Raw genomic sequence first — 14,962 nt, 5'->3', positions numbered from 1 at the left:
TTTCTTGAGGATAGCGGCTTTTCTTTCTTCGGAATATCTCGGCATAGTGTCCTCCTTTAGCCCTCCATTGCTGGATTTTAGGGCGATTCAATATCTGGACAACTATCCTGACACCGGGGGGTCACTCAAAAATGGTTGTTGGTTCATAGCGAGCAAGCGACCAAGCGAAGAAGTCACGTTCTACAAGAACTTAGATAAAAATGCCGCCAAAGAGCTGAAAGCCCTGGGCCAACTTATGAAAAAAGAGTTTGCTTGTGCAATGGATGCCGAGCAGGCAATGGATGACTTTGCAAACCAATGTCACCTCATTGGCTTTGCACAAAAATCATCATTAAAGAGGCTGTCTATGCGGGTCGCGGTCGCCCTAAAAAGGGGGCTAAGCCAACGGGATACCGCTACTTTATTGATGCCACGCCTTATACCGATCTAGATAAAGTGAAACTGGCTAAGCTTAAAGTGGGTATGTTTATCCTTGCTACCAACGATACTGACAGTACGGATCTGACCATGGCTGCATTGCTTGAACATTACAAATCCCAACAAAAAGTAGAGCGCGGCTTTCGTTTTTGAAAAGCCCCGAGTTCTTAACGTCTTCGATCTTCTTAAAAAAAACTCAACGCATTGAGGCACTGCTGATGATAATGACGCTTAGCCTTCTTGTTTACGCAAGTCTAGAGCACAAAATCAGAGAGCAACTTAACAAGACTGAAGCGTTCTTCCCAAGCATGGTGAAGAACAAAACAACGACTAAACCGACGGCACGTTGGGTATTCTTAAAATTTGAAGGGATCGACACACTCGAACTCGACGATCAGAGCTTCATTACCGGTGTACGAGAACATCAACGACGATTGCTGAAACTATTGGGTCAGTTATACGAAACGGTTTATTCCTAAATTAGGTGCGGAAACTCGGTTTAAATACAGAGTACAGAAAGAGCAAAAACGCAGAAGCGAGCACGAGGCTGCTCTTTCCGTATCCAAGCACTTACATTTGGTAGAATTTTTTATACCAATCAACAAACTCCGCGACGCCTTCTTTCACACCGACTTTTGGCTGATAGCCGGTAGCCTCGAACAAATCTTGGGTATCGGCATAGGTTTGGTACACATCACCAGGCTGCATTTCTCTGAAGTTTTTCTTCGCTTCAATACCCAGCTCAGATTCAATCGCTTGGATAAAGTCCATCAGGTTGATCGGGCTACCGTGGCCAATATTGTATACCGCATAAGGCGCCGAGCTTGAGGCTGGCGAGCCATTCTCTACCGTCCAATCATCATGACGCGCGGGTACCACATCCGCAGTCCGTACCACGCCTTCGACGATATCATCCACATAAGTAAAGTCACGCCACATATCGCCGTGGTTGTTAATATCAATGGTCTCACCCTCAAGAATTTTCTTAGTGAAAATAAATGGTGCCATATCTGGGCGGCCCCACGGGCCATAAACAGTGAAAAAGCGCAAACCAGTGGTCGGAATATCGTAGAGATGCGAATAACTGTGCGCCATCAACTCATTGGATTTTTTGGTGGCGGCATAAAGCGAAACCGGATGGTCCACCGAGTGATTGGTCTCAAACGGCACCTTAGCGTTCAAGCCATATACCGAGCTTGACGAGGCATACACTAAGTGATCAACCTTTGTGCTCCGACAGCCCTCTAGGATATTCAAATGACCAACAAGATTTGAATCCGCGTAGGCATGCGGATTCTCCAGCGAATAACGTACCCCCGCTTGTGCCGCGAGATGGATAACACGGTCAAACTTTTCTTGCTCGAATAGCTGCGCAACCGCGATGCGATCGGCAATATCAAGCGACACAAAGGTAAAGCGATCTAGAGGAATATTATCTAACCGTGCTTGCTTAAGTGATACATCATAATAATGGTTGAGGTTATCCAACCCAACCACCTGGTGCCCTAGTGCCAGCAATTTTTTTGCCACAGCACTTCCAATAAAACCGGCCACGCCGGTGAGTAAATATTTCATATCCTTGATATAAGCCCGTTACTTAGTAAAGAAAGGAAACGTTAACAACATCGCTATTACAATCTATAGATGTCGGCCTACTATATATTTAACGAGCAATGGCGTTATGTTCTTTTCGTCAAATCGTTCTTTTGCAATTTGATAGCTTCGTTCACCCATAGTGTGCACGAGCGATGGTTCTAAAATAAACGACTCCATTGCTTTACCAAGCGCTTCCACGTCCCATTTGGGAACTAAAAAGCCATTATCTCCGTCAGCTACTGTTTCTCTGCAACCCGGCACATCTGTGGTGATAACTGCTCGACCAATTGCCATTGCTTCTTGTGTTGAACGAGGTATTCCCTCTCTGTAGGATGGCAAGACGAACACATCAGAAGATCGCAACCATCTATGTACGTCATTCACAAACCCTGGATAAATAATCGTGCCATCATCAACTAAAACCTGTAATTGGTTGCGTTTAATCCCTCCTGGATTTTCTTCATCCAAACCACCTAATACAACAAACTCTGCATCAAGATGTTTTAACTTTATTTTTTTGCTGCAGCAATGTATTCAAAAACCCCTTTTTCTTTGAGTAGTCGCGCCACAAAAACAAAACGTATTTTATTATCTTTCAACTGAGGCGCTTCATAAGGATAAGCATCCAAATCTAAGCCAATTGGACCAACAACCTCAACTTTCCGATCATTAATAAAAGCAAAATGGCTAAGATCCTTAGGGTCATCGGGGTTTAAAAACAAGACTTTATCAGCAAAATAATAGCTTATAGTTGCAAGTGTACCATGTACGTGTTGTAAAAGTTTTTGTTTAAACGTGAACCCTGATTCAGAAGGGGTATGCATAAACCCCAACCCCTCGATCATAGCTATTCTCTTAGTACAGCCTGCAAACTTAGCCGCTAAAGTCGCGTACATCGACGGCTTAATAAAAAAGCTAAAAACAGATTCGATTCGATAAAAACGAAAAAGCTTTCTCAATTGGCATATCGTTACCAAATCCTTTATTGGATTTAGCCCCGCACGTTGTAGATTATAGTCAACTGGAATGGCCCCTAGCGCTTGAATTTCTGCTTTTGTTGCTTGGGTGTAATCAACAGCAAAAGCATAAACAACATGACCTTCATCAACTAATTTTTTTATTAAATCTTTCCGAAAAATCAAATGGCCAGGAGAGGCGTTTTGAGATACAAGAGCAATATTCATTAATCAAACCAAACTTGATGATAACCTTCTACCATCTTCTCAATACTAAAATTATTTACAATTCGCTCACGGCAAGCTTGTTTTCTCGCTTGCCACGCTTGCGGGTTATTTTGCTTTTCTTCCATGGCTTCTAACATCGCTTTTGCTAATGCTTGTGGGTTTTTAGGTGGCACGACCCATCCGGTATCACCTACAATAATCGCTGCATCGCCTACGTCGGTGGTAATACAAGGGGTACCACAGGCCATGGCTTCATTTAATACATTAGGAAAAGCTTCACTAGCAGAAGACAGCACGAAAATATCAAAGCCATTCATAACTGCCGTAATATCATCCCTTCTACCGAGTAACGTGATATGCTCAGTACATATATTATCTTTTATCAACTGATTGAGTTGAATGTTATCAGCGGTTAAATCCCCCCCTACCATTGCCACTTTTAAGGCACTCTTTTCTTTAGTTAACAAACTAACAGCGTTTACCAATGTTGGATAATCTTTAAATGGGTGATGCCGCCCAACATGACCAATTAAAAACGTCTCGTCAGCCAACCCAACTTCTTGGCGAAAAGCCATTTCCGCATCAGAGTCTGGTTTAAAGTCATCAACATTGTAGCCATTCGGTACAACGTGCCCAATCTTGGGGCTAAAGCCAATCGACTGTTGAACTTGACGTGATTTTTCTGCGCAGTAAATAATTTCACGAGGGATAAAAGAAGAGATTAAGGCGTTGATTTTGGCAATTAGGATCGTAGAACGCTTAGATTCACTTTTTACCAAAGTGGTATGGTGCACACCCCAAACAATGTTTTTTACCCCAACTAGCCTTGCAATTATCCCACCAATTAAATCAGCATGATACATCCAGGTTTGCATCACATCAGGTTTAAGCTGACGAATGAGCTTGTATAGTTTAATTAATGCTGCAAACCGTATTTTCCCGGCTGGCATGTCTAAACAATAAACCTGTACACCAATCTCCTCTAATAACGGACCATATTTCCCTTGATCCATTAAAGAGATAACAATATGTTGGTTTTTTTTATCGAATTGGCATAAACGATATAATACCGCCTCGGCGCCACCATTACCTAACCCTGCTATCACATGCAACACATCTTTCATTACTTTATAACTCTTTATTTTTAGGTAACTGAGTTGACCCTGACTTTAACTCTTCTCAATAAGAAGACACTATGATTAATATAAATATCGTATGTCAAACCTATCACGGTAGCTATTAAAAAAGGAAATCTATATCGGGCTGCCGTGCCGAAATTAAATACAACGATGCCATATATAGAAAGCGCCCCAAGCAGAAAGCATAACCACTTAAAAGATATTTTCTTATCAATAGAAAATGATGAACTGAAAAGCAAAAACAAGAACATAGCCATGAAGATGTTTTCTAAGCTTTGCAATAACTGTAGATTACTTTCGACCTCCCAAAAAAACGGTTTCATTAAGAAATGAGGCGCCGAAGTAATAGCGAGCTTGAAGAAATCACTAATACCTACCAACGAAGTATACATCGCTATATCCCCTCCATCTTCAACAAACATCGCCCTACGATAAAAGTCTACCAGGGAGATAACATTTTGAATAAAGGATGCCATCCCAGCTAAAGAAAATAGTATAACAGGAAATAACAATTTCCTCGACTTATATAATAATGTCTCTCTAGTGAGGATTAAATAAAAAGGATAAAACAAAGCTATTATAAAGAAATTTTGAAATTTTAAAAAAAACAATGGTACCATCGCCATTAACAGAACTTTCTTTCTGTCATCTACAATAGCTATTATTGATATAACCATGAGGAAAAGTATTAGCGTATCTCTTAAAGCTAGTGACGTGTAAAGCACTGCGCTAGGGTATAAGGCCAAAAAGACAAGAGGAATACCTCTTATCTTCTTCTTATGATACAGCCATACGATAAGAAAACAATATAAGAAACGATTAAAAAAACCAAGACTGGTGGGCGACTCAACAACAGGCAAAGGTATAAATGCTAATATCCATCCCGCGGTCTTCACAGTGCTCGAATAGTATTCTTCAGGAATGTCTAATTCTCTTAAGCTTCTTACAACACTAAAATATTTAAACTGATCAGGCATGTAAGAGGTAGGAAATAAAACATCATTTAAAAGAAAAGGAAAAAGTGACGTTAAAATGAGAATTATACTCAACCAAATAGGAATTTTCTTTGTCGCTGTCATCACAAGAATAAATATAAAAACAAAAAAAACATTTGGGAGATCATAGAAAAATTCTGGCATCATACTGAATTTACACCAAAGAGATATGCAAGATATAAAAAACGCATGAACATCCGCGTCACGAAAGGCTTCCTAGCACGGTCGCTAGGTACTCTTGGTCCATCGCGCACATCATTCTCTTGCATTGAATGCCGGCTTTGAAACTCTTCTCTTGCTTTAATAAATTCAAAACCATTTGCCTTATTCGTGCAACAACTTCCGCTCGGTCATCTACTCTTATTAGAAAGGGTTTTATATGCTACGTTAAGCTACCGTTGGAGAAATACGAAATCAGCACATCCATTATTTCATTCCAACTCATTCGAACTCATTCGAACTCTGTCAAAATAGCCTCATAGTTACTGATAACGTCCGAACAAAAATACTTATAAGCTGATGCCTGCACTGCTTCTCTTGCAAGTGGCTTTTCCAAAGAGTTTCGGCATGCTTTTTGTAAATCATCTAGTGATAAGTAATCGGCTAAATACCCATTCACTCCCTCTTGAATAATTTCTCTCGGGCCGCTTGGACAGTCGAATGCAACCACAGGCGTGCCTAATGCAATCGACTCTATCAATACGTTTGGAAAACCTTCATACAGTGAAGTGAGTAACGTACCCCTGGCGTGGAGATAGTAAGGGATCATATTCGCTTGAAAACCTTCGAAATCAACCCTATCGGCAACACCAAAACCCTGTGCGCATTGCTTTAATGATTGCTCTAAACTGCCTTGGCCAACAATTTTTAGGCGTAGGTTGGGAAATTGATTGGCAATACCGGCGAAGCCCTCGATGACATAGTGAAAGGCTTTTTGTTTTTCTAACCTTCCGACACAAAGCAAATAATCTTGTTTTTCTATTTGGGATAAATCATGCGATCTTGCGTAATCCTCAACATGTTTTGCGACTGGATTATAAATCACGCTAGTTTTATTTGCGAAATGTGGGAATACTGCAATTAAGTCATCACGCATCGCTTGGCACTGATTAATTATATGGTCACATTTACCATAAAAATGATTAATCAAAGGTGTAACAACATAACGCCGCCAGTTTCCTTGTGGCTGAGTTGTATTTTTTGAAAAGGTATTAATATTTCTAGCAATAATTTGGGTTTTAAATCGAAATAAACTACGCAACATAATCGTTAATACCGCTAACTCGTAATTAAATACGAGCAGTTTTTCTGGCTTATGCTGTCGAATATAGCGTAATAATGGCAAGGGTGCATGGCGCGCATGATTAACACCCAGCTCGAGTAAGTTAACTTTTGAGCTAACACGCTCTAAGTAAACTGCATTATTAGTGTGCAAAACAAGTAAATCAACTTGCCAGCCATTTTCAGCTAAACCGTTGGCGACGTTAACACAGACACCTTCAGCACCACCGCCGGCAAGAGAACTGATAAAAATTGACACAGCCTTCATTTAATAAGATCTCTCAAATAAAGTAGACAACCCAATGGAATGCACATCAAAATCAATCCTTTCCTTAATGATGGATAATTGTCACGACCTACAAAGTCAAACGACTTTATTTCATGCGAATCAATATGCAGCTTAAATCGAGTGTAATTTGTAGCTGTCTTAATGAAATGAACTGGATTGTAGAAAAAATAATTCAATTCATGTTCCAAAGTCACTTTGGATAAAATAAAAGCACCATGTGCGTTCACTTTTGAGAATTTTGAATTAGTAAGACTATCGGACTCGTCAGTAAAATAGGTGCGCAAAGGCTCATTGATAAATATTGCTTTGTATTTCTTTGCAATAGGAGTCCAAATGACATTTTCAGGAACATGCCCCATTATATTTTCCGGAAATGGAAATAACCTAAGTATATCAGTTTTAATACACCCCCATTTCTCTCCTTTAACAGAATGAACATATCGCATTTCAAATTGATCCGATAACCACTCACTCTTCGGAAATTTATCACCAATAACACTACCATCCTCAGACTTACAAAGACAAACGACACCTGAAATAACAGCTCTTACATCTTCAGGCTGCTTGTTATAAATTTCTTTAAAAATACTTAAAGTATTACTATCAAACTCGTCATCAGAGTCAGCAGGTATAAAAAAGTATCCCTTGGCTTCTCTAACACCATGATTGAATGCTTTCTTCTTATGCCCATTCTCTTGGTAAATGTATCGAATACTAATTTCATTCCTACCAATAAAGTCTTCAACCACCTCTTTCGTGTTGTCTGTAGAACCATCATCAATAATTAACCATTCAAAATCGCTTAAGGTCTGATTTTTTAATGAATTATATACACGGAATAACCTATCAGCACGATTATATGTTGGCGTAAAAACAGTAAAGTAAGGTTTCATAGGCTCCATTTTTCTCTCCACATTTCGAACATTAATAAAAACCAGATCTGATTAACATTGATATCAGCATCTGCGAGGTATTTATCACGTAGAGTTGCAACATAAAATGTATTGAATATACCGGCTTTCTCTATTCGATCATTGCTGAGATAAAATAGAACATATTCTTTCAATTCTGATTTAAACCAATCAAAAATAGGAACACCAAAACCCATTTTTGGCCTATCCATAATATCTTGAGGTATATACTTGTGTGTAATTTCTTTAAGCAAATGTTTTTTTGATCCATTTTTAATTTTCATATTAGGATCGAGCCTAGCGACAAAATCAATAACATTAATATCTAATAAAGGCTCTCTTCCCTCTAGACCAACGGACATTGTAGCTCTATCGACTTTAGTTAAAATATCATCTAACTGGTAAGTTTTATAATCGACAGCCAGTATATTATCTAACCAATTTTGGTTTATTTCCGTATCAAATTCCGTTTTCACTTTATTATAGTCATTAACTAATAATATATCTAAATCTATATCAGTAAAGGTTTGTGAGCCTATTTTTAAAAGGCCTTTCTCATTTTGCTCAAGCATTAACGAAAAACGCTTTAGGCGAACATCCGCATTATACATCCCAAGCTTTTTAGCTGTTGCATGTACAGCACCACTATTTAAACCAGTTTTAATAAAGGGATATAACACTGAGGGGATTTGAGAAAATGTTCTTTTTTTCTTTTCAATACTAGTGTATTTGTCATAACCTGCAAAAATCTCATCACCACCGTCTGCACTAAGAGAAACGGTTACATCCTTTCTAGCTAACTGACTGACTAAGGTGGTAGGGATAGCGGATGCATCACCAAAAGGCTCATCCCATATTTCTGGCAATTTAGGCAAAATAGCTAAAGCATCTTTTTGTGTACAATAATATTCTGTATGATCTGTACCTAAATGCTCAGCAACTTTTTTAGCGTGATGTGCTTCATTATATTTAGGTTCATGGAAACCAATAGAGAATGTTTTCAGTTTTTCAGTGCGCTCTGATTGTAACAATGCTGTAACTGCGGATGAATCATATCCACCGCTCAAAAACATGCCCACAGGCACATCCGAAACCATACGATATTCACAAGCGGATTTTAACAGGCGTTCTGTTTCACTTATAGCTTCTTGTTCAGAGATATCTAGCTTAGGTTGGTTATAACAGTCTATGACGTCCCAATACTTATCAATTTTTAATGTTGCATCTTTAATGTTAAACGTAAGAGCATGTCCTGCTTGCAATTTGTGAGTGTGATTAAAAATAGTATGAGGCTGTGGGATGTAACCGTATTGCAAAAATAAAGCTAGCCCGTCGTGATTCAGCTCTTTAACGAAAGCGGGATGCTCGTGAAAACTTTTTAGCTCACTAGCAAACATTAACAAACCGTCTTTTTGATACCAATACAGTGGTTTGACGCCTGCACGATCACGAATTAGAGTTATAGTCTGTGCTTGAGAGTCGAGAATCGCCATCGCAAACATACCGTTAAAACGATGAACTGCGTCGATACCCCACTTATGATAAGCCTTTAAAATCACCTCACTATCAGAGTGAGAATCAAAGTGGTAACCGTGTTTTTCCAACTCCACACGGATTTCTTTAAAATTATAAACCTCGCCATTATAGATCATGGTCAGATGATTAAAAGACATCGGCTGATGACCGTGATTTGATAAGTCTAAGATGGACAATCTACGATGCCCTAAGCCAACCTGTACACTGCCTAGTCTTTCAAAAAAGTAACCGCCATCATCTGGTCCACGGTGATAGAGGATATCAGTCATTTTCTTTAAATCATCAATACTTGACTGACTTCTAGAGTCAAGCAAACCGGCTATCCCACACATTTACAATTTCACCTTTCCGAAAGTGGTTAAATACATTCCTAGACCACCAACTACTTTTATTGATGGGCGCAAACAAAAACTCCGCCATAAACACGTTATATAATTTAAATTATGTCTAAGCCCCAATATTCTTTTTGAATATATGTACATTATATCATTAAAATATTGAGGGAGTTTTGCCAACATAATTTGACAGCTCACCAAGTGATCCAACTCGTTTTGTGTAACAAATTTCTCTTTACAAGTTATATTATTTGAATGTCGTCTATATTTACCAAGAACAGCATCAATATAGTCTATAGTGCCGCCATTACTGAGAGTTTCAACCCAATATAACCAATCTGATGCTACAGGCAAAGATTTGTTATAACCATGCACAGGTGTTTTTTCAGCTCTCACCATATTTGAGCATGCGCCATTAAACGTTCCATATCTGATGGCTGCTTTTACATTTCCGTTAATTTTTAATTTATTATTAAAAAAATAAAGTGTCTTACCTGTTTCAGAATCAAACACATCCAAATTGTGGTAGCAAATTGTACAATTTGGATTTCGTTCCATAAAGTCTACTTGCTTATTTAATTTACCCGGCAGCATTAGATCATCACCACCCATCCACGCTATATATTTACCCGAGCAAGCAAAGTGTGCGGCATTTGAGTTTGGCGTTATCCCTTGATTTTTTTCAGAAAGCCTTAAAACAAACTTATTTGGGTAAGCAACCTCATACTCCCGTAACATCGCTTGAGTGCCATCAGTAGAGCAGTCATCTGCAATAACTATCTCAAAATTTGGATAATCTTGTGTTAAACAAGACTCAATACATTCACGCAAGTATTCTTTTTGGTTATAAGTGATAATTGCAATACTTACTAGGGGGTATGTATCTTTCAACTTATAGGCCTCTTATATAATAAATTGATAGAAAATGACGAGAAACGCAAGAACATCCGCGTCACAAAAGGCTTCCCAGCACGGTCGCTAGGTGCTTTTGGTCCATCGCGCACATCATTCGCTTGCGTTGAATGCCGGCTTTGAAACTCTTCTCTTACTTTAATAAATTCAAAACCATTTGCCTTATTCGTGCAAACACTTCCGCTTGACCATCGACTCTTATTCGGCAAGCATCTTCTTTTAATCCAACATCGAGTTGCCAGTGCATTGATTCAATTAACCAATGCGAGCGAGTGGCATCATGAAGCTTTTTCGCTGTCAGTGCTATTGAACTTATATAATAGCGCGCAGAAATATCGGATTCGTCGGCGTGTTTGCCTTCTTGTCGAACGCTCACCATGATGCCCATCGTTTTTAATTCAGGCCAATCATAAGCTAAATCACCTAATACACTTAAATCGGTATTGATGAGTGCACATCGTGTTTCTAAACGTGATGTTGATCCACTTTAACGGACACGTCTTTCGTTAAGTACATTGTTTTTCAAACGCTATCGGCGACATATAGCCAATGCTACTGTGTAACCGTGTTCGATTATAAAAGTACTGAATATATTTCCTGAGCTTCTCTCGTAAGTGCCTTAAGTTAGCAATCGGTGCATCTTTGATTAACTCGCCCTTAAGCGATTTAAAGAACGACTCGACTTCTGCATTATCCGTGCATTTCCCTGGCCGATTCATGCTCTGCTCAACACCGTGTTCCGCCAGTAAATGTCGCACCCTATCCGCACAATACTCGCGCCCTCTGTCGGTATGAAATAGCAGCCCCCGTTTAGGCTTTCGGCTAGCGAGTGCTTTGACGATAGTGAACATCGTCAAGTTTGAATCGAGTCTGTCGCTGGGCGCCCAGCTAAGTACCTTTTTTGAGTAAACATCAATCACTACCGCTAAGTAGCCCCATCGGTTTCCTACTTTTATGTAGGTAACATCCGCAGTCCATTGTTGATTGATTTTGCTCGCCTTTTCTTGTTCTAAGCGTCGATTGACGAGTCCTTTAAAGAACGTCCGACTCTTTTGCCGACGACGGTAAACACGGTCCACTCTCGCCTTTAAGCCGGCTTCTCGCATCAAGCGGGCCACACGCTTACGACTCACTGCGAGACCTTTTGCCTTCAACGCCGCATGGATTTTAGGACTCCCATATCTGCCTTCGCTTTTACGGTAGATGAACGCTATCTCTGCGCCTAGCTCACTATCTGCGCGCGCATGTCCTGACTGTCCGCGGCTTAGCCAATCATAATAGCCACTACGAGACACAGAAAGATGCCTACACAGCTTCTTTACTGAGTAAACATCACTATATTGCTTTACGAATCGGTAGGCTTGCGCCTTTGTTCTGCTTGAAAGCGTTGCCACTTTTTTAAGATATCGTTCTCCTCTTCAAGCTCTGTGATCCGTCGCTTGAGTGCCGATAGCTCATCCTTCGCCTTGTCTGGCTTCACTTTATTTTTTTGGGACTTGACCATACCAAGCTCTCCATCTCGATACGCTTTACGCCATTTCGATAGCATGAATGGATGGATATCAAGCGCCTCTGCAACCGACTTCACTGTTCGATGCGTTTCATAGCTCCATTCAACCGCTTTCAGCTTGAAGTCTAGTGAATATTGCGCTGTCTTTTTACCCGTTTTATAGGCTGGCATACTGACCTCCTCAGATCGTCGATGCGTGTCCAGTAAAACGGATCAAGTCCAACGTCCATGCGATTTCTCTTGTGATGAGTAGCTGTCACCGTCAAAGTTTTGAAGCATTGAAGGCCGGTAGTAATTATCAAACGCTTCATCTAATTTACCTTGATTCGCTTTGACGGCAAGCAAATAATCGGCATTTTTATCAATGATTTTCTGTGCGATTTTGCGCTGACAACCCATGCATCTATAGTAATCAAACACCCAGAAATATCGAGCAATTCCAGCAGCTTAGGTATTTCAGTAATCTCATTGGTTTTACTATTTACTTTTGACTGTCCGAGGCATACACCATTTGCGGTTGCGAACGCATTAACCATATGAATCGCAGCTTGGTCTGTTGCTCGATTATATGAGCCCCTTAGTGTTTTTCCATCAATGGCAACCACTTCGCCATCCGTTAATTCATGACAGGATTTCATCCATTCTATAAAGGCTTTTTGTAATGCCTTTGATTTGTAAAAAACATCTTAATTGATACAAACATTGATAGCAAGCTGGAAAAAAATGATGGGTAAAACAGAACAAATAACCTCATCAGCACAGTTTTAAAATCATTCCCTAAATAATTATGCCAAGAGTAATTTTTATTGATTTCAGCAATCGCATTAGTCATCTCCGAATAATTCAACTTATTTTTATTCTTTAGCAATTGGTATTTAAGTGCGGCTGCTAATCGTAAAAAGTGCAATGCTATCATCTTTAACTCTTCGTCATTAAATCTTTCTTTCTTCGCAAGATTAAAAAGCGCCTCGTTGGTTTTCAAAAGACCTATTCTCCTTAAAGAGAAGGTAGTTGTAATAGACTTATTATTTGCTCTATAAAAATATTTCCCTTCACTTACCACAATTTTATTAGCATACAAAAGTAGAAATCGAGTCAGATACTCATCAGCGTTATAATTATTAATGTTACTAATTTCTGACAATGCATATTTTTTAAAATGCTCTGCCTTATACAGATTAAGCCCATGAACACGCCACGGCATAGTTTTTAAAAACGCTACACGAGGAGCGATTTCTTGTTTAAACATCAAACCGTTTTTCAAATTAAAGTCATAATCTGAACGATTATCAGACTTCCAATTTTGGATTAAAACAGGCATCACAACATCTGCATCAGTTTCTGTAGCAACAGCTAAGGTCTGGCTTAAAAAGTCAGGACTTAGTGCATCATCAGCATCTAGTAGAGTAACATAGTCGCCTGATGAATGTTGTAAACCTAGTTTTCTTGCTTGTGCAGGCCCTTCATTTTCTTTGGTATACACTTTTATTCGAGCATCTTTTCTTGAAAAATCATAAAGCATAGATAATGAGTCATCTGATGATTGATCGTCTATGCATATTAATTCCCAGTTCTTATAATCTTGCGCAAGCACCGAACCAATAGATTCATTTAAAAATTTACTAGCATTAAAAACCGGCATAAGAATAGTAATCATAAATCTACCTTTTGATACTAAATTTCTTTCTTTCGTATGCATCTATCAAAGAGAATGACGCACAGTTATAAACTTTTTGATTACGATGTTTTGAAAATAAAGCTAAATCCATGTGTGCTTTAAATGTCCTTGCTGAACCATCAAGCATATAAAACATATTTTCACCTTCTGATTTACCGGGACTCTTCGCAAATACTCTCTAGTATTTTCACTATTAAAATGCCGAAATGTCATGAATAGAGAATTATTGTTTTGATCTACTTCAACATCATTATGAAGCGACATATCTGAACCAAATATTTTTATAGTACTATAAGATGACCATAAAGATAAATAAACCGCATAAATAAGCACATTGATCACGGAAAACGCATGAACATCCGCGTCATGAAAGGCTTCCCAGCACGGTCGCCAGGTACTCTTGGTCCATCGCGCACATCATTCGCTTGCGTTGAATGCCGGCTTTAAAACTCTTCTCTTGCTTTAATAAATTCAAAACCATTTGCCTTATTCGTGCAAAAACTTCCGCTCGATCATCGACTCTTATTCGGCAAGCATCTTCTTTTAATCCAACATCAAGTTGCCAATGCATTGATTCAATTAACCAGTGTGAGCGTGTGGCATCATGAAGCTCTTTCGCTGTCAGTGCTTTTGAGCTTATATAGTAGCGCACTGAAATATCTGACTCTTCAGCATGTTTGCCTTCTTGACGAACACTTACCATGATGCCCATCGTTTTTAATTCAGGCCAATCATAAGCCAAATCACCTAATACACTTAAATCCGTATTAATCAGTGCACATCGTGTTTCTAAACGCCCATGCGATTTTTCTTGTGATGCGTAGCTATCACCATCAAATTTTTGAAGCATTGCCGGGCGGTAATAATTATCAAACGCTTTATCTAATTTGCCTTGGTTTCCTTTAACCGCAAGCAAATAATCAGCATTTTTATCAATGATTTTCTGTGCGATTTTGTGCTGACAACCCATGGCATCTATGGTAATCAAACAACCTGAAATATCGAGCAATTCCAGCAGCTTAGGGATGGCTGTGATCTCATTTGTCTTACTGTCTACTTTCGACTGTCCGAGGCACACTCCATTTGCGGTTGCGAATGCATTAACCATATGAATAGCAGCTTGATCTGTTGCTCGATTATATGAGCCCCTTAGTGTTTTTCCATCAATGGCAACCACTT

At 39.3% G+C, this 14,962-nt stretch carries 13 protein-coding genes and 4 pseudogenes; 1 reads left to right on the top strand and 16 read right to left on the bottom strand.

From position 1 onward, the window contains the following. Positions 1–120: 120 nt before the first annotated feature. A pseudogene (locus HLG76_RS14145) lies at positions 121–896 on the top strand (IS1634 family transposase); the annotation flags it as partial. A gap of 91 nt (positions 897–987) precedes the next feature. On the opposite strand, the gene HLG76_RS14140 reads toward HLG76_RS14145, so the two are convergent. From HLG76_RS14140 to HLG76_RS14075, 16 genes and pseudogenes are all read right to left on the bottom strand, one after another. Continuing rightward, positions 988–1,992 carry an NAD-dependent epimerase gene (locus HLG76_RS14140; RefSeq protein WP_175993874.1) on the bottom strand — a complete coding sequence of 335 codons (1,005 nt, stop codon included), beginning with the start codon at positions 1,990–1,992 and terminating at the stop codon, positions 988–990. Positions 1,993–2,055: 63 nt separating this feature from the next. Continuing rightward, positions 2,056–2,481, bottom strand: coding sequence for a glycosyltransferase (locus HLG76_RS15065; RefSeq protein ID WP_254877707.1), 426 nt, complete (start codon positions 2,479–2,481; stop codon positions 2,056–2,058). Positions 2,482–2,522: 41 nt separating this feature from the next. Continuing rightward, positions 2,523–3,197 (bottom strand): glycosyltransferase, encoded by a 675-nt coding sequence (locus tag HLG76_RS15060; RefSeq protein WP_254877706.1) that lies wholly within the window; start codon positions 3,195–3,197, stop codon positions 2,523–2,525. Then, the gene (locus HLG76_RS14130; protein ID WP_175993873.1) at positions 3,197–4,321 is read right to left on the bottom strand and encodes a glycosyltransferase; all 1,125 of its coding nucleotides are present in this window, start codon (positions 4,319–4,321) and stop codon (positions 3,197–3,199) included. The genes HLG76_RS15060 and HLG76_RS14130 overlap by 1 nt, the downstream gene beginning before the upstream one ends. Positions 4,322–4,341: 20 nt before the next feature. Next, on the bottom strand, positions 4,342–5,478 hold the full coding sequence (locus HLG76_RS14125; RefSeq protein ID WP_175993872.1) for a hypothetical protein: 1,137 nt from the start codon (positions 5,476–5,478) through the stop codon (positions 4,342–4,344). A gap of 55 nt (positions 5,479–5,533) precedes the next feature. Then, a pseudogene (locus tag HLG76_RS15055) lies at positions 5,534–5,695 on the bottom strand (ISAs1 family transposase); the annotation flags it as partial. Positions 5,696–5,782: 87 nt separating this feature from the next. Further along, positions 5,783–6,880, bottom strand: coding sequence for a glycosyltransferase (locus HLG76_RS14120; RefSeq protein WP_175993871.1), 1,098 nt, complete (start codon positions 6,878–6,880; stop codon positions 5,783–5,785). After that, entirely contained in the window at positions 6,877–7,803 is a 927-nt protein-coding gene (locus tag HLG76_RS14115) for a glycosyltransferase family A protein (RefSeq protein WP_175993870.1), read from the bottom strand. The genes HLG76_RS14120 and HLG76_RS14115 overlap by 4 nt, the downstream gene beginning before the upstream one ends. Beyond that, positions 7,791–9,680, bottom strand: a complete 1,890-nt coding sequence (gene asnB, locus HLG76_RS14110; RefSeq protein WP_175993869.1) for an asparagine synthase (glutamine-hydrolyzing) — start codon at positions 9,678–9,680, stop codon at positions 7,791–7,793. The genes HLG76_RS14115 and asnB overlap by 13 nt, the downstream gene beginning before the upstream one ends. Next, positions 9,681–10,574 (bottom strand): glycosyltransferase, encoded by an 894-nt coding sequence (locus HLG76_RS14105; RefSeq protein WP_175993868.1) that lies wholly within the window; start codon positions 10,572–10,574, stop codon positions 9,681–9,683. Between the two features lie 61 nt (positions 10,575–10,635). Continuing rightward, positions 10,636–11,067, bottom strand: a pseudogene (locus HLG76_RS14100) (ISAs1 family transposase); the annotation flags it as partial. A 34-nt stretch (positions 11,068–11,101) separates the two neighbouring features. Next, on the bottom strand, positions 11,102–11,989 hold the full coding sequence (locus HLG76_RS14095; protein ID WP_175993867.1) for an IS3 family transposase: 888 nt from the start codon (positions 11,987–11,989) through the stop codon (positions 11,102–11,104). Next, positions 11,941–12,276 (bottom strand): transposase, encoded by a 336-nt coding sequence (locus HLG76_RS14090; RefSeq protein ID WP_175993866.1) that lies wholly within the window; start codon positions 12,274–12,276, stop codon positions 11,941–11,943. Before HLG76_RS14090 ends, HLG76_RS14095 begins: the two co-directional genes overlap by 49 nt. Positions 12,277–12,327: 51 nt before the next feature. Next, a pseudogene (locus tag HLG76_RS14085) lies at positions 12,328–12,770 on the bottom strand (ISAs1 family transposase); the annotation flags it as partial. Next, the gene (locus tag HLG76_RS14080; RefSeq protein ID WP_175993865.1) at positions 12,749–13,762 is read right to left on the bottom strand and encodes a glycosyltransferase family 2 protein; all 1,014 of its coding nucleotides are present in this window, start codon (positions 13,760–13,762) and stop codon (positions 12,749–12,751) included. The pseudogene HLG76_RS14085 and the gene HLG76_RS14080, both read right to left, overlap by 22 nt. 385 nt (positions 13,763–14,147) lie before the next feature. After that, on the bottom strand, positions 14,148–14,962 hold an 815-nt coding region (locus HLG76_RS14075; RefSeq protein ID WP_175993864.1), incomplete at its 5' end, for an ISAs1 family transposase.

Source organism: Salinivibrio sp. EAGSL, assembly GCF_013366455.1.
Taxonomy (GTDB): Bacteria; Pseudomonadota; Gammaproteobacteria; order Enterobacterales; family Vibrionaceae; genus Salinivibrio; species Salinivibrio costicola.
This window is presented reverse-complemented; position numbering and strand designations above follow the sequence as displayed.